This window comes from Pseudoalteromonas sp. SK18, from assembly GCF_001974855.1.
Lineage (GTDB): Bacteria > Pseudomonadota > Gammaproteobacteria > Enterobacterales > Alteromonadaceae > Pseudoalteromonas.
Genome location: NZ_MTQB01000031.1, coordinates 1 through 26362, shown reverse-complemented (window position 1 = coordinate 26362; position 26362 = coordinate 1). Strand labels below are relative to the sequence as shown.

The 26362-nt window shown below is 40.1% G+C and carries 23 protein-coding genes, 1 tRNA gene and 1 other RNA gene; 17 read left to right on the top strand and 8 right to left on the bottom strand.

Annotation, left to right across the window (positions count from 1 at the left end):
• Positions 1–154: 154 nt before the first annotated feature.
• Both BW139_RS16755 and BW139_RS16750 read left to right on the top strand, forming a co-directional pair.
• Positions 155–1258, top strand: a complete 1104-nt coding sequence (locus BW139_RS16755) for a serine hydrolase domain-containing protein (RefSeq protein WP_407070244.1) — start codon at positions 155–157, stop codon at positions 1256–1258.
• Positions 1258–1749: a histidine phosphatase family protein gene (locus BW139_RS16750; RefSeq protein ID WP_076920420.1), complete on the top strand. Its 492-nt coding sequence runs from the start codon at positions 1258–1260 to the stop codon at positions 1747–1749. The genes BW139_RS16755 and BW139_RS16750 overlap by 1 nt, the downstream gene beginning before the upstream one ends.
• 54 nt (positions 1750–1803) lie before the next feature.
• Here BW139_RS16750 and yhbY read toward each other — a convergent pair whose 3' ends face one another.
• Complete coding sequence (gene yhbY, locus BW139_RS16745; protein WP_008112687.1) at positions 1804–2100, bottom strand: ribosome assembly RNA-binding protein YhbY; 297 nt, start codon at positions 2098–2100, stop codon at positions 1804–1806.
• 88 nt (positions 2101–2188) lie between these two features.
• Between yhbY and rlmE the strand changes: the two genes are divergently transcribed.
• The 8 genes from rlmE to BW139_RS16705 all read left to right on the top strand — a co-directional run bounded on the left by rlmE (position 2189) and on the right by BW139_RS16705 (position 10375).
• Entirely contained in the window at positions 2189–2818 is a 630-nt protein-coding gene (rlmE, locus tag BW139_RS16740) for a 23S rRNA (uridine(2552)-2'-O)-methyltransferase RlmE (protein WP_008112689.1), read from the top strand.
• Positions 2819–2884: 66 nt separating this feature from the next.
• Positions 2885–4858 (top strand): ATP-dependent zinc metalloprotease FtsH, encoded by a 1974-nt coding sequence (ftsH, locus tag BW139_RS16735; protein ID WP_076920432.1) that lies wholly within the window; start codon positions 2885–2887, stop codon positions 4856–4858.
• 105 nt (positions 4859–4963) lie between these two features.
• Positions 4964–5809, top strand: coding sequence for a dihydropteroate synthase (folP, locus tag BW139_RS16730; RefSeq protein WP_076920419.1), 846 nt, complete (start codon positions 4964–4966; stop codon positions 5807–5809).
• Entirely contained in the window at positions 5810–7159 is a 1350-nt protein-coding gene (glmM, locus tag BW139_RS16725; protein WP_008112693.1) for a phosphoglucosamine mutase, read from the top strand.
• A 72-nt stretch (positions 7160–7231) separates the two neighbouring features.
• On the top strand, positions 7232–7981 hold the full coding sequence (gene tpiA / locus BW139_RS16720; RefSeq protein ID WP_008464780.1) for a triose-phosphate isomerase: 750 nt from the start codon (positions 7232–7234) through the stop codon (positions 7979–7981).
• A gap of 1 nt (position 7982) precedes the next feature.
• A complete protein-coding gene (secG, locus tag BW139_RS16715) occupies positions 7983–8336 on the top strand; it encodes a preprotein translocase subunit SecG (RefSeq protein WP_008464781.1) in 354 nt (117 codons plus the stop codon).
• A 77-nt stretch (positions 8337–8413) separates the two neighbouring features.
• A tRNA-Leu gene (locus BW139_RS16710) sits at positions 8414–8498 on the top strand.
• A gap of 251 nt (positions 8499–8749) precedes the next feature.
• Complete coding sequence (locus BW139_RS16705) at positions 8750–10375, top strand: methyl-accepting chemotaxis protein (protein ID WP_076920416.1); 1626 nt, start codon at positions 8750–8752, stop codon at positions 10373–10375.
• A 106-nt stretch (positions 10376–10481) separates the two neighbouring features.
• Here BW139_RS16705 and BW139_RS16700 read toward each other — a convergent pair whose 3' ends face one another.
• The 3 genes from BW139_RS16700 to BW139_RS16690 form a co-directional block, all read right to left on the bottom strand.
• Positions 10482–10889 (bottom strand): phosphate ABC transporter substrate-binding protein, encoded by a 408-nt coding sequence (locus BW139_RS16700; protein WP_076920415.1) that lies wholly within the window; start codon positions 10887–10889, stop codon positions 10482–10484.
• A gap of 12 nt (positions 10890–10901) precedes the next feature.
• Positions 10902–12047, bottom strand: coding sequence for a porin (locus BW139_RS16695; RefSeq protein WP_076920413.1), 1146 nt, complete (start codon positions 12045–12047; stop codon positions 10902–10904).
• A 237-nt stretch (positions 12048–12284) separates the two neighbouring features.
• Entirely contained in the window at positions 12285–12881 is a 597-nt protein-coding gene (locus BW139_RS16690; RefSeq protein ID WP_008465814.1) for a LuxR C-terminal-related transcriptional regulator, read from the bottom strand.
• Positions 12882–13256: 375 nt separating this feature from the next.
• On the opposite strand from BW139_RS16690, the gene BW139_RS16685 reads away from it, so the two are divergent.
• The gene (locus tag BW139_RS16685) at positions 13257–15479 is read left to right on the top strand and encodes a TonB-dependent receptor (protein ID WP_076920411.1); all 2223 of its coding nucleotides are present in this window, start codon (positions 13257–13259) and stop codon (positions 15477–15479) included.
• Positions 15480–15550: 71 nt separating this feature from the next.
• On the opposite strand, the gene BW139_RS16680 is transcribed toward BW139_RS16685, so the two are convergent.
• Positions 15551–15916, bottom strand: coding sequence for a hypothetical protein (locus BW139_RS16680; RefSeq protein WP_008111315.1), 366 nt, complete (start codon positions 15914–15916; stop codon positions 15551–15553).
• Between the two features lie 49 nt (positions 15917–15965).
• Here BW139_RS16680 and BW139_RS16675 point away from each other — a divergent pair, with 49 nt between their 5' ends.
• Both BW139_RS16675 and ggt read left to right on the top strand, forming a co-directional pair.
• Positions 15966–16511 carry a GNAT family N-acetyltransferase gene (locus tag BW139_RS16675; RefSeq protein WP_008465807.1) on the top strand — a complete coding sequence of 182 codons (546 nt, stop codon included), beginning with the start codon at positions 15966–15968 and terminating at the stop codon, positions 16509–16511.
• Between the two features lie 111 nt (positions 16512–16622).
• A complete protein-coding gene (ggt, locus tag BW139_RS16670; protein ID WP_076920408.1) occupies positions 16623–18287 on the top strand; it encodes a gamma-glutamyltransferase in 1665 nt (554 codons plus the stop codon).
• Positions 18288–18364: 77 nt separating this feature from the next.
• On the opposite strand, the gene BW139_RS16665 is transcribed toward ggt, so the two are convergent.
• Both BW139_RS16665 and BW139_RS16660 read right to left on the bottom strand, forming a co-directional pair.
• Positions 18365–19567: an aromatic amino acid transport family protein gene (locus BW139_RS16665; RefSeq protein ID WP_008465797.1), complete on the bottom strand. Its 1203-nt coding sequence runs from the start codon at positions 19565–19567 to the stop codon at positions 18365–18367.
• 302 nt (positions 19568–19869) lie between these two features.
• Positions 19870–20748 (bottom strand): OmpA family protein, encoded by an 879-nt coding sequence (locus BW139_RS16660; RefSeq protein WP_076920407.1) that lies wholly within the window; start codon positions 20746–20748, stop codon positions 19870–19872.
• A 471-nt stretch (positions 20749–21219) separates the two neighbouring features.
• Between BW139_RS16660 and rnt the strand changes: the two genes are divergently transcribed.
• Positions 21220–21894, top strand: coding sequence for a ribonuclease T (gene rnt / locus BW139_RS16650; protein WP_010388028.1), 675 nt, complete (start codon positions 21220–21222; stop codon positions 21892–21894).
• Positions 21895–21954: 60 nt separating this feature from the next.
• Here rnt and BW139_RS16645 read toward each other — a convergent pair whose 3' ends face one another.
• On the bottom strand, positions 21955–23580 hold the full coding sequence (locus tag BW139_RS16645) for a DUF342 domain-containing protein (protein ID WP_076920405.1): 1626 nt from the start codon (positions 23578–23580) through the stop codon (positions 21955–21957).
• A gap of 251 nt (positions 23581–23831) precedes the next feature.
• On the opposite strand from BW139_RS16645, the gene ssrA reads away from it, so the two are divergent.
• The 3 genes from ssrA (at position 23832) to BW139_RS16630 (ending at position 26329) form a co-directional block, all read left to right on the top strand.
• Positions 23832–24188, top strand: a transfer-messenger RNA (tmRNA) gene (gene ssrA, locus BW139_RS16640).
• A 217-nt stretch (positions 24189–24405) separates the two neighbouring features.
• The gene (locus BW139_RS16635; protein ID WP_076920430.1) at positions 24406–25617 is read left to right on the top strand and encodes an integrase domain-containing protein; all 1212 of its coding nucleotides are present in this window, start codon (positions 24406–24408) and stop codon (positions 25615–25617) included.
• Positions 25610–26329, top strand: a complete 720-nt coding sequence (locus tag BW139_RS16630) for a hypothetical protein (RefSeq protein ID WP_076920404.1) — start codon at positions 25610–25612, stop codon at positions 26327–26329. Before BW139_RS16635 ends, BW139_RS16630 begins: the two co-directional genes overlap by 8 nt.
• Positions 26330–26362: the final 33 nt, after the last annotated feature.

Genomic DNA, 26362 nt, shown 5'->3' with positions numbered 1-26362 from the left:
ACATCCACTCAAAAGCCATTGTTCGGACATATTGTACGTTAGTCCGAACAAAAGTTCATGATATTATAACGGTCGATTATGACTAAAAAAGAAAAATTAGCTAAGAATGAAGTATTTTAACACCTTACCCTTTTACTTTTTTGCTGTGTGCCTTATGGGGACGCATTTGCAGGCGAGCGCAAGCACAGATCCTGATTGGGAAGCATTTGTTAAAAGTTATGGACGCTATACAGAAAAAAAACTAAAAATAAAAAAAATCCCAGGAGGAGCGCTTTCTATTGTCAACTCCCAAGCGCGTGACTATATCCATACTATGGGCCATACAAAGGTACGCAGTGGACAAAAAATTAATCCGCACACTCGATTTCGTTTAGCTTCAGTATCGAAAACATTTGCAGGGTCGTTAGCGGCTAAACTTGCAAATGAACAGCGGCTCAACCTTTATTTACCTGTTAGTCACTATTTACCTGACTTTAAGCAAACTGATTATAAAGATGATTTAAAAGTTTTTCATATTTTAAGCCATTCTAGTGGGTTAGTGCCCAATGCTTACGATAACTTAATCGAATCGCGAATGGGCTATAACGACATTGTTGAAAAACTATTGAGTGTCAAACCCATTTGTGACCCCGGTGATTGTTATGGTTATCAAAATGTGATGTTTAGCTTAATTGACGACGTGATTTTAAAAAGCACCAACAAAACCTATACCCAGTGGCTCAATGACGCGTTTTTTACCCCTTTAGAAATGAGTGATGCTAGTTTAGGTTACGATGCCATGGTGCAAGATAATAACTATGCACACCCTCACGTGCGTGGTAAAAAGCGTTGGTATAGCGCCCGTTTAAAAAAGAATTATTACAAAGTTGCACCCGCGGCAGGGGTTAACGCCAGTGCATCAGATATGGCTATTTGGTTAAATGCGCAATTAGGACAATATCCAGCGGTATTATCATTAGACGCATTAGCTACCCAAACGCGTCCGTACACGCACACTAAAAAAGAACGTTATCGACGGGTGTGGCGAGAACACATGAATGAAGCCTATTATGGGCTGGGTTGGCGTGTGTATGATTATAATGATGAAACGCTTTACTATCACAGTGGCTGGGTACAAGGATACCGAAGTGATTTAGTGGTTTTTCCGCATTTAAACGTAGGCTTTAGCTTAATTTTAAATGCAGAAACAGGCCTTATTAATGAGCTTACCACGGAATTCATAGACCGTTTATTGGCATACAAACGAGGCAAAAAATAATGAGCTCATTGATAAAGTCAGCATGGGTAGCATTACTGTTACTCGTTTGCCATCCTGCTTTTTCTGCGCCTGAACAACTTTATTTGTTTCGCCATAGTGAAAAACAAATAGGCAGTAATCCATATTTAACAGAGCAAGGGCAGGCGCGTGCTGAGTATTTGGTTTCGTTGGTTAACATTCATCCACACATAACGTTATACAGTAGTAATTATAACCGCACATTAAGTACTGCAGCACCCTTAGCCGCATATTTTAATATTAAAACGATTACCTATAATGCTGCAGATTTAACGGCATTGAAAAATCAGTTGTTGGCACAAGACGGCGTTGTAGTGGTTATAGGGCATAGTAATACCACACCGCAACTGGCTTCATTATTAAGTAACCAAGCGATTGAAAATATGGATGAGGAGCAATACGGGCACTATTATTTGCTTAATAAGCTTGAGGATGGCAACTACAGATCAAAATTGCGAACAATGGATTTTTAATCATGTACAAAAAAACCAGCCGAAGCTGGTTTTTTAGGATTTTTAAACGGATTATTAGCCGCGAGGCAACTGAATTTTTTTCTCAGGGCTTTGACGGTAAAGCACAATCGTATGACCGATTGTTTGTAATTTGGTAGCCCCTGTTTCGCGAACAATGGCATCAAAAATAAGCTTTTTGGTTTCACGATCGTCAGTTGGCACTTTCACTTTAATTAATTCGTGAATTTCTAATGCGCTTTGGATTTCAACTACTACGCCTTCGGTTAAACCGTTAGAACCTAGTAAAACTACAGGCTTAAGGCTATGTGCCTGACCTTTTAAAAACTGCTTTTGTTTGTTTGATAATGTCATGATATTACAAATTTTGCTGAATATGGCTTGAATTAAGGGTATTCTAACGCCATCTAGAGAATATTACTAATTAGTTGCGTGTTAATTTATGACAAATAAAAAACAGTCAGCCAGTTCACAGCGTTGGCTTAAAGAACATTTTGATGATAAATATGTTCAAGAAGCGCAAAAAAAAGGCTGGCGCTCTCGAGCTGTTTTCAAATTAGACGAAATCCAAAACAGAGATAAGTTATTGCGTCCAGCAATGACAGTGGTTGATTTAGGCGCAGCTCCAGGGAGTTGGTCACAATACTTAGCAGAAAAAGTAGGTGACAAAGGGCAAGTGGTTGCGTGTGATATTTTACCTATGGATTCATTAGCGGGTGTTGACTTTTTACAAGGTGACTTTCGTGAAGAGGCTGTACTTAATGCGCTATTAAAACGCATTGATGGTAAAAATGTAGATGTGGTATTGTCTGATATGGCACCTAACATGAGTGGCAATAACTCGGTTGATCAGGCAGGTAGCATGTACTTGGTTGAGCTTGCACTTGATATGTGCCACCAAGTTTTAAAGAAAAATGGCGCGTTTATTGTTAAAGTATTCCAAGGTGAAGGCTTTGATCAATATTTGCAAGATGTACGTAATAGTTTTAAAGCAGTGAAGATACGTAAACCGGATGCCTCGCGTCCCCGTTCTCGGGAAGTATATATAGTAGCGACTGGATACAAACTGTAGTACAGTTGCTTGGCGTTTAGTTGAATTTAAATTAATTGGATACAAGAGGTTAACCCCTTGAGCGATATGGCGAAAAATCTAATACTCTGGCTGGTTATTGCAGTTGTGCTTATGTCAGTATTTCAGAGCTTTAATGGCGGCGATCAAGTTGATCGTCAAACAAGTTACAGTCAATTTGTTAAAGATGCCCGCAGCGGCTCTATACAAGAAGTGTCTATTGAAAGTGGCAGTGGCACAATTACTGGCATAAAAAATAGTGGCGAGCGTTTTCAAACGATAATGCCGATCTATGATAAAGATATTTTAAATGATTTGTTAAAAAGCGATGTAAATGTCAAAGGTGTTAAACCTGAGGAACAATCGTTTTTAGCAAGCATTTTCATTTCTTGGTTCCCTATGATACTGCTAATTGGTGTGTGGATTTTCTTCATGCGTCAGATGCAAGGTGGCGGTGGCAAAGGCGCCATGTCATTTGGTAAAAGTAAAGCCCGTTTAATGAGTGAAGATCAAGTCAAAACGACTTTTGCTGATGTGGCTGGCTGTGATGAAGCCAAAGACGATGTAACCGAGCTGGTGGACTTTTTACGTGACCCTTCTAAGTTCCAAAAATTAGGTGGTAGTATTCCTAAAGGTGTACTTATGGTTGGTCCTCCTGGTACGGGTAAAACCTTGCTTGCTAAAGCGGTTGCTGGTGAAGCAAAAGTACCATTCTTTACCATTTCGGGTTCTGATTTTGTTGAAATGTTTGTGGGTGTAGGTGCATCACGTGTACGTGACATGTTCGAACAAGCTAAAAAAGCAGCACCTTGTATCATTTTCATTGATGAAATCGATGCGGTAGGGCGTAAACGTGGCGCAGGTATGGGCGGCGGTCACGATGAACGTGAGCAAACGCTTAACCAAATGCTAGTTGAAATGGATGGCTTTGAAGGTAATGAAGGTATTATCGTTATTGCTGCGACTAACCGTCCTGATGTTTTAGACCCAGCATTACTTCGTCCTGGTCGTTTTGACCGTCAAGTTGTGGTTGGTTTGCCAGATATTCGTGGTCGTGAGCAAATCCTAAAAGTACACATGCGTAAAGTACCTTTAGGTGATAACGTTGAAGCAGCAGTGATTGCACGTGGTACACCTGGTTTCTCAGGGGCTGATCTTGCTAATTTAGTGAATGAGGCCGCTCTTTATGCAGCTCGTGGTAATAAGCGTGTTGTTAGTATGGCTGAATTTGACGCTGCAAAAGATAAAATCATGATGGGTGCTGAACGTAAGACCATGGTGATGAGCGAGCAAGAAAAAGAAATGACGGCTTACCATGAAGCAGGTCATGCCATTGTAGGTCGTATGGTGCCTGAGCACGATCCGGTTTATAAAGTATCTATTATTCCACGTGGCCGTGCGCTAGGTGTGACAATGTATTTACCAGAGCAAGACCGTGTTAGCCATTCTAAAGAACTGCTTGAATCTATGATTTCTAGCCTCTATGGTGGCCGTATTGCAGAAGCCATTATTTATGGTGAAGACAAAGTAACTACAGGTGCAAGTAACGATATCGAACGTGCAACTGACATTGCTCGCAAAATGGTTACACAATGGGGTTTAAGTGAAAAGCTAGGTCCATTACTTTACGCTGAAGATCAAAACGAAATGTATATGGGTGGCGGCGGTGGTCGTTCTATGAGCATGTCGGATGAAACAGCCAAAGTAATTGATGCAGAAGTACGTTTATTCTCAGACCGCAACTATCAACGTGCAGAATCAATATTGAAAGAAAATATTGATATTTTACACGCAATGAAAGATGCACTGATGAAGTATGAAACTATCGATGCGAAACAGATTGATGATTTAATGGCACGTCAGCCAGTACGTGAACCACGTGATGCGCATGACCGTCATGAAGCTAAACCAGAAAAAGAAGGTGTTTCTAAAGATAAAGCAGTTGATGAAATCCAAAAACCAACTGACGAATCTAAAAAAGATGAGTCTAAGAAAGATGAGTCTAAAAAAGATGAAACAAACCTTGATGATAAAGCTGAATAATCGTTAAAATAACGTATCCAAAAGCCCCGAAGTTCGGGGCTTTTTTGTATCAATTTGCTGTGATTAACCCAAATTACACTCAACAAACACATATTAAGGTTAGCGATGAATAATAAAATTAACCTTGCGCGTGGTCGAACGCTTGACCTTAGCGAGCCCGTTATTATGGGAATAGTAAACGTTACTCCTGATTCATTTTCGGATGGTGGCCAGTTTTTTAATACGACAGCTGCGCTAAATCATGCGATGCAATTACTTGATGATGGCGCGACTATTCTAGATATTGGCGGCGAATCAACACGCCCAGGTGCCCCCGATGTTAGCCTTGAAGACGAACTGCAGCGCGTAATTCCGATTATTAAGGCTATTCGTGAGCAAAGTGATTGCATTATTTCAATCGATACCAGTAAAGCTGAGGTCATGCGTCAAGCCATTGAAGCCGGTGCGGATATAGTAAATGATGTGAGAGCTTTACAAGAGGACGATGCGCTTGCTGTCGTTGCGCAGTACCCTGATGTGGCGGTTTGCTTAATGCATATGAAAGGACAGCCGCGAAGTATGCAAAACGACCCTCACTATGATGATTTAGCAAGCGAGATAAATGACTTTTTTAACCAGCGAATCGCTGCATGCGAAACTGCTGGCATAAAGCAAAGCCAGTTAATATTAGACCCTGGTTTTGGCTTTGGAAAAACACTTAAACACAATTATCAAATATTGGCTCAATTTAATGACTACGCGCAGTTTGGCTTACCGCTGCTAGCAGGGTTATCGCGTAAGTCAATGATTGGTAATTTACTCAACAGAGATACAGAAAATAGATTAGCAGGCAGTTTAGCTGGCGCATTAATAGCTGCACAAAATGGTGCGCATATTATTCGTGTGCATGATGTAAAAGAAACCGCAGACGTGCTTGGCGTATATCAAGCCTGCAAACAAGGAGTACTTTAAATGAAAGAAAGAAAATATTTTGGCACAGATGGTGTGCGTGGTTTAGTGGGGCAAGGACCTATTAATCCTGAATTTGCAATGAAACTAGGTTGGGCTGCAGGGCGTGTATTATCGCAACACGGTACAAAAAAAGTCATTATTGGTAAAGACACTCGTATTTCTGGTTACATGCTTGAAACCGCACTAGAGTCTGGTCTAATTGCCGCCGGTATTGATGTTATTTTACTTGGTCCTATGCCAACGCCTGCCGTTGCGTATTTAGCGCAAACGTTTCGCGCAGAAGCAGGTATTGTGATCAGTGCATCCCATAATCCTTACTACGATAACGGTATTAAGTTTTTTAATGGCCAAGGCTTAAAGCTAGATGATGTTGTAGAGCTGCAAATTGAAGCCATGCTTGACGAACCAATGACATGTGTAGCCTCTGATAAACTAGGTAAAGCAACACGCTTATCAAGCGCTGATGGCCGTTATATTGAGTTTTGTAAAAGCCAGTTCCCACAAGGCTTATCACTTGAAGGGCTAAAAATAGTCTTAGATTGTGCCAACGGTGCAACGTATCACATAGCGCCTTCAGTAATGCGAGAGCTTGGTGCTGAGGTGATCACTCATGCGTGTGAGCCAAATGGGGTGAACATTAACCACGAATGTGGCGCAACCCATGTGGATACACTAAAGCAAAAAGTACTTGAGCATAAAGCGGATGTAGGTATTGCCTATGATGGCGACGGCGACCGTGTAATGATGGTTGATCATAATGGCCGTGTATTTGATGGTGATGATTTAGTTTATATTATTGCCTGTCAAGCTGCTCAAGATGACAACTTAGGTGGTGGTGTTGTTGGTACTGTAATGTCGAATATGGGCCTTGAGAATGCATTAAAAGCTAAAAATATTGCTTTTGCTCGCAGCAAAGTGGGTGACCGTTATGTGATGGAGCTACTGCAGCAAAAAGGCTGGAAAATAGGTGGTGAAAGCTCAGGTCATGTTTTAAATCTAGATTTGATTAGCACTGGCGATGGCATTATTTCAAGCTTGCAAGTACTTGCTGCTATGGTGGCACAAAACCGTACACTTCAAGATTTAGGCGCTGGATTTACTAAGTACCCAATGAAAATGATTAACGTGCGATACACTGCCGGTACCGATCCGACCCAAGCGCCAGAAGTGCTTGCTGCAGTGGCTGAAGTAGAACAAAGCTTAGCAGATAAAGGCCGCGTATTACTGCGTAAATCTGGTACTGAACCTGTTGTACGGGTGATGGTTGAAGCAGAGCAAGAAAAAATAGTTATCGACAGTGCACAGAAAATAGCAGCGGTTGTCGAATCTATGAGCAAACAAACTGATTGATAACAATAACCTCTTGTAACTTTGGGCGAGTCGAGTTAATATCTCGCCCGCTTTCTAATGTGGAGTGGAAAAATGGCAACACGCAAGGCGATGGTCGCAGGCAACTGGAAAATGAATGGCTCATTAGAGCTTGTTGAACAACTGTCTGATGCTATTAACAATGTTAAATCTGCTGAAGTAAACATTGTGTTATTTCCTCCGTTTCCACTGGTATCAGCAATGATTGCAAGTGGTGTAACTACCGGAACACAAACCGTTTCAGAGAATACACCCGGTGCTTTTACTGGTGAAGTAGATGCCCAGCTGATTAAACAGTTAGGGGCAAAGTATGTACTGGTTGGTCATTCAGAACGACGCAGCATATACAAAGAAAGTAACGATACCGTAGCGGCTAAGTTTGCTCGCGCACAACAAGTAGGTTTAACGCCTATTTTATGTGTTGGAGAGAGCGAAATAGAGCAAGAAAACGGGCAAACAGAACAGGTAGTTGCTGCGCAGATTGACGCAGTAATTAATAAATTAGGTGTAGCAGCACTGAAAGAATCTGTGATAGCATATGAGCCCGTTTGGGCTATAGGCACAGGTAAGACTGCATCGCCTGAACAGGCACAAAGTGTTCACAAATTTATCCGTGACAAAATTGCTTCACTAGACAGCGATTTAGCACAAGGGCTAACCATCTTATATGGTGGTAGCGTTAATGAAAAAAATAGCGAATTATTATTTGCACAAACAGATATAGACGGCGGGCTAATTGGTGGCGCAAGTTTAAAAGCAGAATCATTCACTGCTATCTGCAATAGTGCAAAAGGGACCGTATAAGATGTACGAAATTTTATTAGTAGTGTATTTAGTTGTAGCTTTAGCGCTTGTTGGTATGGTTTTGATCCAGCAAGGTAAAGGTGCTGACATGGGCTCATCATTTGGTGCGGGCGCATCGTCTACTGTTTTTGGTTCTTCAGGAGCCGGTAACTTTATGACGAAAACAACAACAACTTTAGCAACAATCTTTTTTGTGTTGAGTATTGTTTTAGGTAACCTAACTGCCGGTCAAATTAAAAAGACTGACGAATGGGAAAACTTAGAAGCTGCTCCAGCTGTTGAAACTGTTAACCCAGTTGAAGAAGATGTTCCTGTAACATCAACTAAAGAGCAAAGCTCTGACGTACCAAATTAATTTAGTTTAAATTGTTAAGTTGCTCTCTTTCCTCAAGTTAGCGTTAAGACTTAACACTAAGCAATAGCTTAAAAAATGCGGATGTGGTGGAATTGGTAGACACGCTACCTTGAGGGGGTAGTGCTTTCGGGCGTGGGGGTTCAAGTCCCCCCATCCGCACCAAATACAAAAACCAGTAACAGTAATGTTACTGGTTTTTTTTGTGCCTGAAATTTAAAATATTAAACAACTCTTTTTAGATTAATGTTGAACATTGGAGAGAACACTCTATATTTCAATTGTTAGTGTTTATAAAAGAATACTGCTGTATATTTAATTTTATGTATAAAAAGCGTCGAAAGTTAAAAATAAAGTTAACATTCTTGCATCTTAAGCCGATAATAACTATAGATAATTAAACGGGGTAAATTAATATGGCTTCAGGTTTCTCTTTTAAAAACCTCAGCATTACTAAAAAAATACATGCAATTACATCTATAGCGATTATCGCATTCTTAGTAATTGTTTTGGTTAATTACTTTGCTATGAACGAAAATCGCATATCACTTGATGAAATGGAGAAGTCTTCTTATAAAGTAGCCAAATTAACCCTGGCTAACGTAAGTATTTTAGAAAAGTTAGATGAGTTATACACTCAGGCTGTAACCTTTGGTGAACAAGACTTAGTAACAAAAGCGGGGGAAACTTATCAGCAGCTCACTACGAACCTAGACGCAATAGAAGCAATTAATGCATCATATATTAATAGCGACACAAAAACGCGGCTGGCTAATTATGAGAAAATATCTTCAACTATCGCCAATGGTATGGTTAATGGCACGGCTGACTTTAGCAAAATACAACAACAGGCTCAGCTTAAAACAAGCCTTTTTGAGGCTGTTTTAACTAGCTTTAAAAGCGCGCAGCAAAAAGCAGATGATCGCTTTTTCCAACTTGTTGCTAATACAAAAGCACGCTCAGATGATGCGCTTAATTTAATGCTGCTTGTTGCGGTTGTATCATTAGTGCTGCTATTACTTATGGCTATTTGGATTGCGCGTAATATTGGTTCATCAGCCAGTGATGCCGCTAATAACCTGAGTCTTCTAGCAAGTGGCAAAGGGTCGTTAAGTACCAAGCTTGCCGTTAACTCTGAAGATGAAATAGGGCAGGTATCTATAAACTTTAATGCCTTTATTAGTCTACTAAGAGAAACCGTTTTAGAAGTAATAGCGGTATGTGAACCGTTAATGGAAAATTCAACCCGGCTTGTGCAAGGGATGGAGCGAGCGGAGAGAGCGACCACCAAACAAACCACCGATGCCGATGTTGTTAAACAGTCGATGGAAGAAATGAAGCAAAGCGTTGGTGATATTTCACAATCAGCTGCGAGCGCATCTAATGCCGTGCAAACAGCAGAGAAAGAAGTAGATCAAAGCCGTGCGCAAGTAAAAATGTCTGTTAATGCGTCGCGCACTTTAAGCGATGAAATTAATATAGCGGCCAGCACCATTAATAAGTTAGCTGATGACACTAAAAATGTATCACAAATATTAAATGTAATTACCTCCATTGCCGAGCAAACAAACTTATTAGCCTTAAATGCAGCAATAGAAGCGGCCAGGGCGGGTGAACATGGCCGAGGCTTTGCCGTGGTTGCAGATGAAGTCCGTGAGCTTGCCTCTCGTACGGCGCAGTCAACTAATGAAATACGTGAATTGTTAAGTACATTAAGTGTGGCAGCTAATGAATCTGTAACGGCTATGACCTCTGCAAGAGATATGGCAACCGATAATGCTAGTGCAGCAGAGCAAACCGGTGTCTCGATTGAAAAAATAGCAGAGCAAATACTAGAAATTAATGGGATGAACTCGCAGATTGCAGCAGCAACAGAAGAGCAAACCTCAGTGGCCGCAATGGTTGTAGATAACGTATCTAATATGCATGTTTCATTTGAAGATACGATGAGCTCACTTAAAGCAGTAAGAGATGTGGCTAAAAACTTACATTACCTTTCAGATAACCTATTAGATGCAACTGCTAAGTTTAAAATTGAGTAGTCGTTAAGACACTACTTTAACGTTTTATGAAGGTTGTAAATGTTATAGATATAAAAAAGCCCGCAATAAAGTATTTATTGCGGGCTTTTGTTTTTAACCTAGTAGATTAATATTTACCTACTACTTTTACTTTATCACTTGCTTTAGCGCTGTCTATATAGCCAATTGCATCTGCATTAGCAGCTACAAAATCAATTACTGCTTGGTCGTTATCAAGTTTACCTGGAGGCGTGCCTTTACCAGTAAAAACCAGCTTTGACCAATAGGCATTTAATTGACTGCCTGATTTGCCAACAAGCTTGTCGTTAAATTCATCAGCTACTGCATTACCATTTTGGTTAACAGGATTTACTTTGGTACCATCAGCAAACGATTTGCTCTTGCCAAGGTATATTTTTTTAATATCATCTTGGCTCACTGCATTGGCATTAGCTGGATTTACAATTACAGCAACTTCAGCAAATGCTATTGTGCTACACATTGTTAGCATGCTGGCTAAAATTAATTTTTTCATCATACGCTCCTATTAAAATACTAAATCAACGCCAACGGCGACTACGTCAGTTTCAGTATTTGTTATGTCATCTTCAAAGCGACTAAAATCTACTTTTAAGGCTGCCATTGGGTGGAAGTCATAGCGAGCGCCTATGGTGTATACATTACTTTTTGCCTTTGAGCCTTCTAAAGCTTGGTTAAGACCTGCGTTTAGAGGTGGAACAGTTGGTAGTGCATTATAACGGCTGCTGTCGTGCTTATCGTCGTTGTTTTCGTATGTTAAGTGAACGGTTACCTCGTCCATACGGTAGCCTAAAGAGGTGTAGTATTGAGTTTGCTTAGCGAGCGCGCTGTTTTCAACTTCAAATTCTGTGTATTCGGCATCAAACAAGATATTGTTGTAATCGATTGAGAAACCGAAAGCGAGGAAGTAGCTATCATCCTCATTTATTGCTATATCATTTGCTTGTTCTGAAAACCCTGAACTACGAAGTGCCTGCTCAAGTCCATTAAGAGCCATACCTTCAGCTGTATCATTTTGAATACCGATACTCGTATCTGCAATGAAATATGCAGCGCGAGCGCTAAACCAATCGTATGACAATGACCAGTTAACCCCGGCCATGTTGTTAAGCTCGGTATCTCCGTTTACTGATACTACGGCGATATTATCGTCGAAGCTGCCATAAACAACTTGCACAGTCGAATCCCAATCACCAAGTTGAGTTGTATGTAATAAGCTTAGGCCTTCATAGGTTGAGAACGGTAAGTTATATACAGATTGAGGCGGACGTACCCAGCGGTAGGTATAACCAACATCTAAAAAGTCAGAGTAGCGAAATAGAGGAAGACGCATTTTTCCTGCGCTTAATTGTAAGTCATCTGAGAATTCATATGTTAAGTACGCCCATTCAAAATCAGCGTCAAAATCATTGGCCCCGCGAGCTACAATCTGCGCTGTGGCGGTTAGCTTCTCTTGCAAATCAGCGGTTAGCTGAAGTGCAAATACGCTTTCATTTTTAAATGAAATATCATCATCATATCCATATAACGTTTGATCACTATCGAGCGACTTACCACCGACAATAGAAGCAAACCCATTAATACGAACCTCAGCACTTGCGCTGCTTGTGGCAAGTGCGCAACAAATTGCTACTGCTACAGATAGTTTTTTCATTGTGTATCCTATTTAATTTCATGTGTATCCCGTTGCAGTATAAGATGAGCATTAACTTTTTTCTAATTAAAGTTAATGAATTAAGTGCTTTTTACTACTTTTTTGCAACATCAATGTAGTGGAGTTATTGAAATTTAAGCACTTTTTATTTTTAGCTTATGTAACTAACTGAGTTGTTTGGATTATTAATTATGAGAGGAAAGTTGATAAAGTAAGTATTAAGTAGTGTTTTTTTAGTTATGAACGCGAATTTATATTTTTTAGGTTATCTTGGCACCAACGAATTGCCTGCTGCTTATTTTTGACCGCTATTTTTTTATAAATTTTATGTAAGTGAACTCTAACCGTAGCTTCACTTATAAATAAACTATCAGCAATAGCACTGGAGTGAAGTCCACTAAAAAGTAGGTTGAGTACTTTAATTTCTTTATCGGTTAAATTACTTGTTTGCAAAGCATTCTTTTGTTCTGTATCGAGCATTTGACGCATCCAAATGTCACTAATGGTTCGTGGAAACCACAATTCGCCTTGTTTAATTGCTTCTAGCCCCCTAGTAAACAACTCTTCACTAGTATCTTGATAAAAAAGACCTTTTAAATTTGGCCATTCTTTCAGTGAAACGGCATCAGTATCTTTAGGAATATTATAAATAACTAACCCTTGGTAATTATTTGTATGAATAAATTGGTTTAAAAGTTCGTAGTTAGTTAGGGAGTTAAGGGCTGAGTAGCATACTAATAATATGTCGTTATTCAATGTAGTAAAAAATAATGGATTATAGTGGTTGTTGTTAAAAAGCATGTTAGTTGATTGTGTGGTCTGTTTTTTTGTCATGCTTTTCACCTAAAAATGGTTCTGCTTTATATTTAAATATAAAGGGTCTTTGGATATTGTCATAATTTCAAGCAGTTTTAATGTGTTTTCCACAATAAACGGTGTGTACGATTAATGAACAATGCAGTTGGTGGTTAATATTAAAATATTAATTTATAACCAAAACTGCGTCATTGTTGAGGTAATTAGTTTAGATTAAAAAAGCTAAAAATTATTTTTTTTGCTTAAACTAAAGTTAAATATACATATTGTAACTTTTATGTAATACAATACACTCCCAGAGGAAAGATGCATCTAAAGCATCTTTTTTTATGCCTACAATTTATGTTTACACAGCATAACGCATAATTAAATTAATACCCTTTGGAGAAAACCTTGAAATTACGCACCCTCTCACAGTTAAGTTTAGCGGTTATTGCAGCCCTAACAACTTCCGCAAATGCACAAGAAGCTAAAACGACAGCCAAACAAGACGCGTTTGAAAAAATTGAAGTGACAGCTCGTAAACGTACAGAGAGCTTGTTCGAATCTCCAACTGCGATTACATCAATAGGTGCTAACCTTATTGATAAAGCCAATATGGGTAACTTAGAAGATATTGGTAAATACGTTCCTAACTTAAATATTACTCGCTATGGTGTTGGTAACGCAGCCCATGCTTCAGTATTCATTCGTGGTATTGGCTTGCAAGATCACATTATAACCACAGATCCTGGCGTAGGTGTTTACCTAGACGGTGTTTATTTAGGCCGCCAAATGGGATCTAACTTATCACTTCCTAATGTTGAGCGTGTTGAAGTTCTGCGTGGACCACAAGGCACGCTTTATGGTCGTAATACATTAGGTGGCGCGGTAAATGTAATTACTAAACAACCAGGTGATGAGGGCATTTTAACGACATCGGCTAAAGTCGGTAGTCGTGGTCGTATCGCTGGTGATATTTACTTCAATGATGCATTAACTAATGATTTAAGCATGTCGGCAAGTGCGTCATATAAGCAACGTAATGGGGTAGGAACAGCGGTAAATTTAGTTAACCCTGAAAAAGAAATTGGTGAAGAGCAAGAGTTTAGTGGTCGTATTGCGCTTAAATACGAAGCAACCAGTGATTTAGCGTTTACCTTCTCGCTAGATGGGGTTGATAATGAATCAGGCCAATCGCCTTATACTATTGAGCTTACTGAACCATTAGATTCAAGTAATGTATTCAATGGTGATTTCCCATTATTAACTGAAGACTTACTTCCAGCGAATCCTGATGATTTAGGCACAACAGTTGCCGGTATTGAATCAACCTCATATTCTGGTTGGGGTACGTCATTTACAGCTGATTGGGCGATTAATAACACATATACAGCCAAGTTTATTTCAAGCTACCGTACCTCTGAGTATGAAGGTGGTTTAGATGATGATGCATCTCCACTTAACTTATCAGAATTCCCAGAAGTGGGCGGTGCAGATCAATACTCTTTTGAACTTCAACTAAACGCCACGTTTGATAAAATGGACTTTGTTTCTGGCTTATACTTCTTTAATGAAGATGGCTTTACTCGCTCTGAAGATTTTGTATTTAGCCCGTTTAATACACCAGATGGCGTGCTAAATGATGGTGTTACTCCTTCATTTGGTGGTTTTGGCTTTTTTGAAATCAATCAAGAAACTAACTCATACGCAGCTTACATTAATGGTAGTTACGATTTAACTGATGATTTAACAATAGGCGGTGGCCTTCGTTACTCAGAAGATAAAAAAGATGCTAATGCCATTTTCCCAACTTTCCCTGAGCGAAAGGACATTAGTGCAGACTTTAATGCAGTAACATGGGACATTAATGCTTCATACCAGCTTAGCAATAATATGAACGTGTATGGCCAAGTACAAAAAGGTTACCAAACCGGTGGTTTCCCACCGCGCCCATTTGGTGGTCCGGATCAGTTTGTATCGTTTGATGAAACCAAAGCAGTTAACTACGAGATTGGTTTAAAAGGCCAAGTACATGAAAATGTGTCTATGATGCTTGCAATGTTTGTTACTGACTACACTGATTTAGCACTGCCATTCTCAGATCCAACTGCAGGTGGTGGCTTTGTAACTATCGTTGAAAATGCAGGTCAGTCTAAAGCGCAAGGTATTGAGCTTGAAACCACAATTGCACTAACCGACGACTTTACTATTCGCACTGCAGTAGGCTACTTAGATTCTGAAATTACAGAAGTAGCTGAGGGCGTACAAGGTATTGGCAAAGGCGACTCACCAGCACTGACACCTCGTTGGACAGTAATGGTTGCTCCATCTTACTTTGTTGATTTAAGCAATGGTGGCACGGTTGCATTAAATGCAAACTACTCGTACCGCAGTGAAATGCAAGGTCAGTCAGTTTTCAACAAAAGTGAAACGATTGATTCGCGTGAGCTAGTTGGTTTTAATATTTCTTACACTAACCCATACGGCGATATGGAAGTAACGCTATATGGTGAGAATGTATTAAACGAAGTTTACGATGTAGGTCGCTTGCAGCAAACTGGCTTTGTTGGCGTAATGCGCAGTAATGATCGTAGTGAGTTTGGTTTAAAATTCAAAAAAGACTTTGAACTATAATCCATAATTTACTCTAAAAGTTAAATAAAAAAGGTAAGCCATGGCTTACCTTTTTTTATGGTTAAAAATAATTAACCTTCTTTATGTTCTTCTCGTGCTTGCTCAATTTCTGCCGCAATTTCACGTGCTTTTTGCTTGGTTTTTTCAGTCAGCTCGCCAGCCGCTTCTTTGCTTTTAATCCATGCATCAACAGCTACTTCTTTGCCGTCATCGTACATGTCTAAGCCCATCGCTTTACTCTCTTCGAGTAGCTCATTAAATGACTCGTCATTTTTAAGCTCATTGGTTTTTTCTTTAACGTCGTTCCACGTTTCGTTTAGCTTTTCTTGAACTTCAGCGCTCGTTTGTTTGGCGTCTTGTTTCACTTCGTTGGCATCTTCACAGCCAGTTAACGTAATTAAAGTGCCTAATAAAGCTAAACCTGCTAATTTCTTCATTTACTATCTCCTTTAGAGAAAATTATATTTCAGGGGTAACTATACAATAATGAAAATGAACATAGCTGTAACAACACGATTAAGTTTTAAATTAATGGACGAAAATGATTGGCCGAAATTATTCGAGCTCGATCAAGACCCAGCCGTTATGCAATATTTAACACAAGGTAAACCAACCACTCTTGAAGAGATAAAAACGATAAGTATTCCTAGAATGCTCGCTTATCGTAATGCGCAACAAGGTTGGGGGTTATGGCAAGTAAACCTGCGTGAAGGCAATACCTTTATAGGGTGGGTACTTGTTCGGCCGATGGGCTTTTTTTCAGATACGCCTGATTTTAGTGATATTGAAGTGGGCTGGCGATTTAAACAAGCGAGTTGGGGTAAAGGTTATGCAATTGAGGCGGCACAAGCGATTTGCTCAACGATTGAGAAGCAACCGCAAATTAAGGCAATTAGTGCCACGGCACTGACCGCCAACGTTGGCTCAATTAGTGTTATGAAAAAGCTCGGTATGCGGCTTAAACATTATTATATTCATACTGATGACGGCTCAAACTTAACTGCTGCGCTATATTCAAAGTCGTGTAGATAGATTAAAAATAATCTCAAGCTCTACAAATATAGCGTCTAAATATTGACCTAGTGTTTGTTACTGTGCATTAATGTTTGCCATAAATGTATAAAAATAACCTAAGGATATGGGATGGGATCACTCTTTTCACCAAGCAAGCTAATTATTAGTAGTGTCTTAATAATACAAGTATGCTTTTTTAATGTTGCTGCTAAGCAAAGTGCGGTGGCGATGCCCGACACATTTAGTGCGCAAGCAGCAAAAACTGTGTTACAGCAGGGGGGCAATGCGGTTGATGCAGCCATTGCAGCGCAGTTTGTGTTGGCCGTTACGCTCCCCGAAGCAGGTAATATTGGCGGCGGTGGTTTTATGCTTATTCATAAAGATGGGCAAGGTGATTTTATAGATTACCGTGAAACTGCACCGAACGCCGCGCATCGTGATATGTATTTAGACCAGCAAGGGCAAGTTATTGCCAATAAGTCTATTTATGGTATTCATGCCAGCGGTGTACCCGGAAGTGTTGCTGGTATGTGGCTAGCACATAAAAAGCATGGCACATTACCTTGGAAAACCTTAGTACAGCCTGCGGTAATATTAGCAGAGCAAGGTTTTGTGGTGCCTGAAAAGTTGGCTCTGTTAATTGAGGGTTACATAGAACACCTAAACAATAAAAACATTAAAGTAAACTTTGCCAATTATTTTGCAAGCGCCACATCTGGTAAGCTTTTTAAGCAACCTGAGCTTGCAGCGACACTCAAACGCATTCGCGATAATGGTAAAGATGGCTTTTATCAAGGTGAAACTGCAACGATCATCGCAAACTTTATGAAGCAACATGGCGGTATTATTACTCAAGACGATTTAAAAAATTACCGCGCAAAGTCTCGTACACCTATAAAAGCTAACTGGAACGGCTATCAAGTCGTCACTTCGCCACCTCCTAGCTCTGGTGGTATTGCTATATTACAATGGCTGAAAATGTATGAGCTTAAAAAGCCCATAGCTGCACCATCACATAATTCAGTTGGGTATGTGCACTTACTTGCTGAAATAGGAAAGCGAGTGTTTGCTGATAGGGCAGAATACTTAGGCGATCCTGACTTTTACCAAGTACCTACAGCAAAGCTGCTTGCAGAAAATTACCTTAAAAACCGTAGCAACAGTATAGATTTAAATGCCATTTCTACCACTGAAAATATTAAACCGGGTTTAAAAGAAAGCGAACAAACCACTCACTTTTCTATTATTGATAACATGGGGAATGCTGTTGCTAATACCACCACCATCAATTTAGGGTTTGGTAGTGGTGTCGTTGTAGAAGGCGCAGGCTTTATTTTAAATGATGAAATGGATGATTTTAGCGCCAAACCTGGGGTTATGAATGTATTTGGCGCCATTGGCGGCAAAGCAAATGAAATTCAGCCGCATAAACGTATGCTTAGCTCTATGACCCCCACTATTTTACTCAGTAATAATCAGGTAAAAATGGTAACAGGGTCGCCCGGCGGTACCACTATTATTAGCTCTGTGTATCAATCAATACTCAACGCAATTGAATTTAATATGAGCGCAGATGATGTAGTAAATAGTCCGCGATTTCATCATCAGTTATGGCCTAAAAATGTAATTAGAGCGCACTCGGGATTGGAGTCCTCAGTCAAGCAACAGCTAATAAAAATGGGTTATACAGTCGATGAACGCCACTTTGGTGATATGCACGTGATTATTAATAATGAAGGCAAATTAGATGCAGCGTCTGAGCAAAGCGGAAGAGGGCAAGCGATAGTATTTTAAATGTCAACAATTGACGTTTGAATGATATGCACCCCAAAACCATCTATGGGGTGCATATATTAGAACAACTATAAGGATTAGCCTATAGCCGGTATAAGTCCTGCCATTTGCAGGCATTGTGCGCTAATAATTGAAATACCACACAAAGCGGCTATGGCCAAACCAATATTACCACTGCGTACTTTATAGCCTTCTTTTTCAATCCCCTGACGCTGCTTGTACACCATGCTAACAGGTAAAAATACTGCCAATATAACCAAAGCAATGGCTGCATAGCCTAATGCCATAATAAATCCTTGCGGGTAAAATAAAGCAAATCCAAGAGGAGGAACAAAAGTAATAAGTGCTGTTTTAATTCTATCTGCGCCCGTATCTGCTTTTTTGAATGTGTCGGCAAAAAAGTCAAATAACCCCAAGCTCACCCCTAAAAATGACGTTGCTAGGGCTAAGTCAGCAAACAATTTAACCGCAGTAGAAACATTGGCGTTATTGGCAATATTGGCCACACTGGCTACAAACCCAGTTAACCCTTCGCTTTGTAGTAATTGCTCTTGACTCATTATGCCTTGGCTTAATACTTGCCAAAATACATATATAACCAATGGTAAAGAGGCGCCTGCAATCATAACTTTGCGTAAGGTTTTTATATCAAGCCCGACGTATTTAACAATAGAAGGAATTGAGCCATGAAAACCAAAGGAGGTAAATACCACCGGAATAGCCGATAGTATCAGCCCTTGCTCAACAGGCATTTCCAATAAATGTTGGCCATGTACATAAGGTGTTAGCATATAAAACAAGCTAGCCAAAACGACTATTTTTATACTAAATAGTACTCGGTTAAGCTTATCAACTTTACTAGTGCCTAAAGTCACCACGCCTGCAATTAGCACGGCTAAAATAACGGAGCCTAATTGTGGAGCAATACTAAGATTAAACCCAGTATTAATGCGCTCTTGTAGCTGAGCACCACCACCTGCTATGTAAGCAGCACACAGTGCATAAAATAAGAATATCATCGAAAAGTTAGCCACATACTGGCCACGTTTACCAAGCCAAAGCTTAGCAAGTGTATTTAAAGTGGCATCGCGAGGGGCATATTGGTGTAGCTCCAACATAAGTAAAGCCGTGTAGGTCATAAGTAACCAACAGCCGACAATTAACACCATTGCCGTATTAAACCCAAGCCCCGCAGAGGCAATTGGTAGGGCAAGCATACCTGCGCCTATGGTAGTTCCTGCAACAATTAACATGCTACCTATTGTTTTATTTTTAAGCACTTAATGATCCTGATCAAACGTGAGAGACACGCAAGATATAACTAGTTGTGCAAAACTTAAATAGTTTTGTCATAAAAGAGACAAAATAAAATGTAATCTTCTATTTACAACTGTATTTAAAAAGCAGAGATATTTTGCTGATGTAATTTAACTCATTAATATAATTAATAAATAAAAAGCCAAATGTTAATAACTAAATGGTCAGATTATTGGTTTTGCACAATAGAGGGATTACTAAAACAATAGGTGTTGGCCGAAAGCGCTAAAATTGCACCTTCAGCCATTAAAAGAGGGGACTGAGTTTACATTTTAGCTATTTGAATCACTAAGCGGCGGTTTTTATCACGGCCCAAAATATTATCGTTGGTATCTACAAAGCGTTTTTCACCAAAGCCTTCAGTAACCACTTTAACTTCATCAACACCTAAGCTCACCATGTAATCTTTAATAGCCTTTGCACGGGTTCTAGATAAATCGAGGTTATTCCAGCGGCCACCGTAACTATCGGTATAGGATGCAATACTGATTGACTCTATACTGGGGTCGTTTTTTAAATACTCAGCAATTTTATCAAGGCGTTGTTGCGATGACTTAGTTAACTTACTGCTATTAGATTCATAGTTCATTATAGTGAACGAAATATCTTCAAAATTGTATGGCAGTAGTTCATCGCGGCACTGTAAAAACGCCCAATACGCTTGCTTAAAGTTAACATTAGACATGCCCACGGCAATTTTATCGGCACTATTTTGCCAGTCTTGGTAGTAAAAAGTGGGTTGGTTACCTTTTTCAAGCTCAGTAAGCATTTCCCATGCTGTTTTATTACCTAATTCACCATCAAACTTTTTAAGTAACTTCATATCAGCAATATCACGGGCAGGGCGGCCTGCTCGCCAGCTAGGTGGTACCGCTTTTAAACCGGCAATCGCGTAATTTTCTGGGCGCACAACCATGTCTAAATTAAAGGTGAGATCTTTGTTTTTACTGGCTGATGCTTTAAAAACGGCTTCACCATAGTAGGGAACTTCATGATTTAATTGGCATTGTAAGCGAGTTGTTTTAACCAAGTTCCAGTTTGAATTATCTTGGTTAGCCGTGTACTGGCGCATTGCCGCAGTTGTATTCAAACTACACAGCACACTACTAATGCTTAGGCTAATAAATAACAACTTACACTTCATTGAGAATTCTCCAGTTATCTAGCTTTGCCAAAAAAGTGACAAAAACCGTAAAATATTGCGCAACAGCAAATAATTCAGCGTAAACGCTAGGGTCTGTTGACCTTTCAAGGTTAAATTTGCAGCAGCCTGTTTGGTATTTAGGCAAGGCAGAGCCTATGTGGTGTGGTTATTCCCCATAAATAGGCGATAACACAGCATTAATGCCAAACAGGCGCTGCCCTTTGGGTTCTGCCTAGGGGCGATTTACTCTTTGTTGCTCGGTTTTTACTTAGCCCACTAGGTTACAAACCTCGCGCCGCGATTAAACCGCCCCTAGCTTGAACAAATTTTAATCCGCAAAGGTCAACAGACCCTAATTACTAAGCAAGTAACATGCCTATAGTTTAACTGTAATTAATCAATAAATCCCCTAGCCGACAGGCCATCAATTTTGACATAATAGACAGCTAATCCCTATAAACCAAGAATACTATGGCAAATACTGAGCAAACACTTTTCGCGCAACGCTTTCGTGGCTTTTTTCCAGTGGTTATTGATGTTGAAACCGCCGGTTTTAACAAAGAAACCGACGCACTACTAGAAATTGCAGCGTCCGTTTTAAAAATGGATGATGAAGGACTGCTTAGTATCGATCATACCGTTCATTTTCATGTGCAACCGTTTGAGGGTGCAAACATTGAGCAAGCTGCCATTGAGTTTAATGGGATTGAGCCTTTTTCAGCACTTCGAGGGGCTGTCCCAGAAGAAGAGGCGATTAAAGAAATTTGTAAAGTAGTGCGCAAAGCGCAAAAAGCTGCAGGGTGCCAGCGCTCAGTGGTGGTTGCTCATAATGCCGCTTTTGATCACGGCTTTTTAAATGCGGCTATTGAGCGTAATAATATCAAGCGCACACCATTTCATCCGTTTGTTAGTTTTGATACCACATCACTTGCTGGTTTGGCATTAGGGCAAACGGTACTAGCTAAAGCGTGTCGCGCAGCAGGGATAGAGTTTGATAACAAACAAGCGCATTCAGCGTTATACGATACAGAACGTACTGCTGAACTATACTGTTTAATTGTTAATCGTTGGCAGCAACTAGGTGGTTGGCCGCTTGCTGTAGACGAAACACAACAAAGCGAAGACGAAGCAAGCAACCAAGACTAGAAACTCAGCTCATAATAGTGAATGTTCACTTTTGAGCTGAGTCAGTCTTAATAAGCGTTATTAAAACGATTGGGTTATTTTACCTTCACTGTGGGTGATTAAATGTGGTGGGTAATTACGCGAAAAGCTAATTGATTCTCGTGCAATTTTAAGCTCCACCCCAGGGTGCATAAGCTCATTAACTTTTAAACGACTGAGCGCTAAAAGCTGCGCCATTTTCTTTCTTAGCAACTGCTTTTGCTGATTGATACTAGCGCTTCGGTTTGCTATGTGTTCTTCATTAGTTATTATTTTATCTAAAAACTGCTGACGCTGTGAACTTGCAACCTGTTTATTAATTCGCTGGCGCGCTTGCTGCAGCTCAATTGACTTACTAATTAAAACTTTTTCAAAATCGGTGATTTGCGCTTGTTTTTGTTTTAGCACGTACCAGCGCTGGGCGATGCAAACTCGCGTTTTAGTCCCTGCTGGCGCCCCTAATTCGCCTGTTTCAATGCGCATTGCATCAAGAATATGGCCACCAATAATTTTACCTTTGGGATCTTTTGCACTGCCCACTCTAATTAGATTTCCGGCACTCAAGTCACAATGTAATGATTGGCGATCTATTAATAAGTTTTGCTCCGTTTTTATGTCGCAGTATTGAGAGTAACCAAGCGCAATGGTTCGTTTAGCAAAAATAGAACAGGTGAATGGCTCATCGGCTTCTCGCTTACGACCAATTGCACCCTTTAATATTGTGATGGCGCTATCACTTTTTAGCTGTGCCGATTCAACAAAACCTAAAACAGTAATATCGCCAGTGGCAGTCACGCGCATGCCATCTTTTATATCACCGCTGACAATAACACTGCCATCAAACTCAACATGGCCGGTACTTGGGTCAATATTGTGAAAACATAAAACATCATCAACACGCATACCACGGGGAAGGGCAACAGGTACGCCAGTACAATCTGCAATTAATAAATTAGGGTTATCGGGCGCAATTTTAGTGCCGTCAAAAGGTTGTAATTTATGCTCTTTACCGGGAGGAGCAATTATTACATCACCAAATACAGTAAACCCATCAACACCGGGTGTTGCAGGAATACGTCGCATTAATTCACAACCAGGTTTTACAGTAATAATATCACCTAGGTTTCTCATATCGACTTTACCACCGCCCTTAGCTTGCGGGCTAAGTACGCGGTCTTGCGCTGTGCAGCAAAGACGCACAAATTTGGCATCGTTACCCACTTTAGGCGTGCGACCAAAAGCGACTTCGGCGCAATGTGTGCTTCCTGAGGGGTGTTCAAACTGTTGTGCCAATAACTGTTCTAATGCATGAGAGCTAATGCCTTTTACAATGCCTGCTTGTGTTAACTCTTCAATCGCTTGCTCCATGCTAAGCAATTTACCGCCCTTGGCAGTAATAAGGGTAGCTTCAACGAGCATGTTTTTTTCATCGATGTTTATCGTAAGCTTTGCATCAATGGCTTGAGCAATCACTAAAGAGGTGGGTTCTTCGGTATTACTTTGAGCAAACAGCTTACCAATATTGCTAGCAATAACCTCACACTCGCAATATTCTGACTGTCCAATTAATTCAATAAGCTGTGTTGCTGTTGAGGCTAAACCTGAAACTTGTGGGTGGGAAACTAAAGAGATATACCCCGTTTGCTCATCAAAAGAAAAAACCGACATTTATAAATCCTCTAGGTAATATGCCTGTTATTATTTTTTATAATCTATTAGACCAAGGTCTAGCTGCATATTTGAGCACAAACAAGCCTAGGTGTTAAGTAATTGTTTTTTTATTATCCTAGTATTTACATTTTTAAGTACGTGTTTGATGCAGGATTAACCAAGCGATAAAATAAAGTGCCTAAGGTGTTGAGTATTGATGGGTTACTCAGTTATACTGCTTGCACGCTCTGAATGAGTAACCTTATTCAGGGGCTGATTAGGATTCGACGGAATTCAAGAAGCCCAAGGTGCATGTCGAGGTGCGGTTTGCCTCGTAAAAAAGCCGCAATTTAAAGTAATCGCAAACGACGATAACTACTCTCTAGCAGCTTAGGCTGGCTAGCGCTCCTTCCATGTATTCTTGTGGACTGGATTTTGGAGTGTCACCCTAACACCTGATCGCGACGGAAACCCTGGCCGGGGTTGAAGCGTTAAAACTAAGCGGCCTCGCCTTTATCTACCGTGTTTGTCCGGGATTTAAAGGTTAATTAAATGACAATACTAAACATGTAGTACCGACGGTCGAGGCTTTTCGGACGGGGGTTCAAATCCCCCCAGCTCCACCAATTCTCTGTTCGATAACATCCGAACAGATACAGGAAACCCGCTAACCACATAGGTTAGCGGGTTTTTTATTGCCTGTAATATCCCAAGATGTTTACCTACATCCAGTATTTTTAGTACCATGGTTAGTACCATAGCACTTAGTTGTGAAGATTCTATGGTACTAAAACTCAGAAAGCCTTGAATCCACTGGGCTAGAACATGGTATACATAAAAGAAATGGCCAGAACTGTAAAACCCCTCAACGATACGCAAATTAAGCAAGCTAAGCCGAAGGAAAAAGAATATTCACTTTCAGATGGCAGTGGTCTTCAATTATCTATAAGGCCAAATGGTACTAAAAGTTGGATATTTAAGTACTACAAGCCATTCACTAAAAAAAGAACAAACCTTTCTTTTGGACAATACCCTCAAATTACGCTCGCGGCAGCTAGAATCAAAAGAGAAGACGCTCGCGGACTCCTTGCAAATGAAATAGACCCAAAAGAGTACAAAGAGCAGCAATATACTCAAGAGACGCAATCACGTTTAAATACTTTAGAGAAAGTAGCGCTCGACTGGTTTGAGCTTAAGAAGAGTACGGTTTCACCTAATTACGCAGAAGATGTATGGAACTCACTTGAAAGGCATATATTCCCAACGTTAGGCCAACGTCCTTTAAGTGGCCTAACGGCAAAGCTCGCTATCGACACTATTAAGCCCATTGCAGCCAAGGGGGCGCTTGAAACTGTTAAAAGGTTATGCCAGCGTTTAAATGAGATCATGGTCTATGCGGTTAATACGGGAGTCGTAAAGCATAACTCTTTGGCGGGTATTAAAGCTGCGTTCCAAACTCCTATCAAAAAATCTATGGCTACCATAGGCAGTGAAAGGCTTCCAGAATTCTTGGAGGCTCTTTCAAGGGCAAGTATAAAGTTTACAACTCGCTGCTTAATTGAATGGCAGTTGCATACAATGGTCAGGCCAAGTGAAGCTGCAATGGCTGAGTGGTCTGAAATTGATTTTGAAAATAAGCTATGGATATTACCTGCTGAAAAAATGAAAATGTCGAAAAGCCATAAAGTACCTTTAACATCAAGTACGCTACGTATACTCGAATTAATGAAGCCTGTTAGTGGTCATCGCGATTATATTTTCCCAGCCGACAGAGAGCCAAGAAACCATACAAACCCTCAAACGGCTAATGCTGCAATTAAACGTATGGGCTTTAAAGGTGAGCTAGTTGCCCATGGTTTGAGATCGCTTGCTAGTACAATACTAAATGAGACTAAACAATTTGATTCAGAGTTAATAGAAGTTGCATTGGCTCACCAAGAGAAAAACGAAATTAGGGCTGCGTACAATCGTGCTGAGTATGTTGAAAATCGAAGGGAAATAATGAGCTGGTGGAGCGAATATATCAATAAAGCTAAGGTGGCCGCGAGTGTTTGACAAGCTATCTCAATTCAATGCTCTTGATATTACTACTGCTAGTCTAATTTCAAACGATAAAGAGCTTATAGAGTCAGGCTCTTTGCTGGCTTTTTTAGATAAGGTGAGGCATTCACTATCAACTATTGAAGATAATACAGCTTTAACAGCCTTTGATGAGTTACATATGCTTGGCATTACTCGTACAGAAGTTAGGGGTAAGCTTGATAAGCTATATGACTCAGTTGTCGCAAACGAAGAGTTACAGCCTTCAGATTTTTTAGCGTTAGGTGAGCTGATTGGTGAGCTAAATGCATTGAACCGCTATACGAAAAGCTTGATGTACCATCGAGGGATTGCTTTAAAAAGTGAAAAAGTTGCCAAGCTCAGGCAGCTAAAAACACTAACGTATAAAAGAGTAGCAGAGGAGTTATATCAAATAGTAAGCGCAATAGAAGCTTATAATACATTTGATGCTTGGGCTGTTGTTTCAAGTATAGACTCGCTACTTAGGTTGTATCTAAATCCAAAGTTAGTCATATCTAGACATAAAGCTACCCAAAGTTTAGCAAAATACATCAACGTTAATTTAAGCAAAGGAAAAAGGAGCCAGCAGCAATTAAAGCAACGAGAATACTGGGTAGTGTTTAGAAATCTGTGTCATTTCAGTATTATTAAGAAAACAGGAGTGACACATGACTCAATCTTTCGACTTCAACAAAGCATTAGCTGAACTTCAAGCTGGTAAAGGCCTTACTGGCGAAGA

Bases quoted from the DNA above. Each gene is read 5' to 3' on its own strand.
- BW139_RS16755 (WP_407070244.1), top strand. From the start codon at position 155: ATGGGGACGCATTTGCAGGCGAGCGCAAGCACAGATCCTGATTGGGAA.
- BW139_RS16750 (WP_076920420.1), top strand. From the start codon at position 1,258: ATGAGCTCATTGATAAAGTCAGCATGGGTAGCATTACTGTTACTCGTT.
- yhbY (WP_008112687.1), bottom strand. From the start codon at position 2,100: ATGACATTATCAAACAAACAAAAGCAGTTTTTAAAAGGTCAGGCACAT.
- rlmE (WP_008112689.1), top strand. From the start codon at position 2,189: ATGACAAATAAAAAACAGTCAGCCAGTTCACAGCGTTGGCTTAAAGAA.
- ftsH (WP_076920432.1), top strand. From the start codon at position 2,885: ATGGCGAAAAATCTAATACTCTGGCTGGTTATTGCAGTTGTGCTTATG.
- folP (WP_076920419.1), top strand. From the start codon at position 4,964: ATGAATAATAAAATTAACCTTGCGCGTGGTCGAACGCTTGACCTTAGC.
- glmM (WP_008112693.1), top strand. From the start codon at position 5,810: ATGAAAGAAAGAAAATATTTTGGCACAGATGGTGTGCGTGGTTTAGTG.
- tpiA (WP_008464780.1), top strand. From the start codon at position 7,232: ATGGCAACACGCAAGGCGATGGTCGCAGGCAACTGGAAAATGAATGGC.
- secG (WP_008464781.1), top strand. From the start codon at position 7,983: ATGTACGAAATTTTATTAGTAGTGTATTTAGTTGTAGCTTTAGCGCTT.
- BW139_RS16705 (WP_076920416.1), top strand. From the start codon at position 8,750: ATGGCTTCAGGTTTCTCTTTTAAAAACCTCAGCATTACTAAAAAAATA.
- BW139_RS16700 (WP_076920415.1), bottom strand. From the start codon at position 10,889: ATGAAAAAATTAATTTTAGCCAGCATGCTAACAATGTGTAGCACAATA.
- BW139_RS16695 (WP_076920413.1), bottom strand. From the start codon at position 12,047: ATGAAAAAACTATCTGTAGCAGTAGCAATTTGTTGCGCACTTGCCACA.
- BW139_RS16690 (WP_008465814.1), bottom strand. From the start codon at position 12,881: ATGACAAAAAAACAGACCACACAATCAACTAACATGCTTTTTAACAAC.
- BW139_RS16680 (WP_008111315.1), bottom strand. From the start codon at position 15,916: ATGAAGAAATTAGCAGGTTTAGCTTTATTAGGCACTTTAATTACGTTA.
- BW139_RS16675 (WP_008465807.1), top strand. From the start codon at position 15,966: ATGAAAATGAACATAGCTGTAACAACACGATTAAGTTTTAAATTAATG.
- ggt (WP_076920408.1), top strand. From the start codon at position 16,623: ATGGGATCACTCTTTTCACCAAGCAAGCTAATTATTAGTAGTGTCTTA.
- BW139_RS16660 (WP_076920407.1), bottom strand. From the start codon at position 20,748: ATGAAGTGTAAGTTGTTATTTATTAGCCTAAGCATTAGTAGTGTGCTG.
- rnt (WP_010388028.1), top strand. From the start codon at position 21,220: ATGGCAAATACTGAGCAAACACTTTTCGCGCAACGCTTTCGTGGCTTT.
- BW139_RS16645 (WP_076920405.1), bottom strand. From the start codon at position 23,580: ATGTCGGTTTTTTCTTTTGATGAGCAAACGGGGTATATCTCTTTAGTT.
- BW139_RS16635 (WP_076920430.1), top strand. From the start codon at position 24,406: ATGGCCAGAACTGTAAAACCCCTCAACGATACGCAAATTAAGCAAGCT.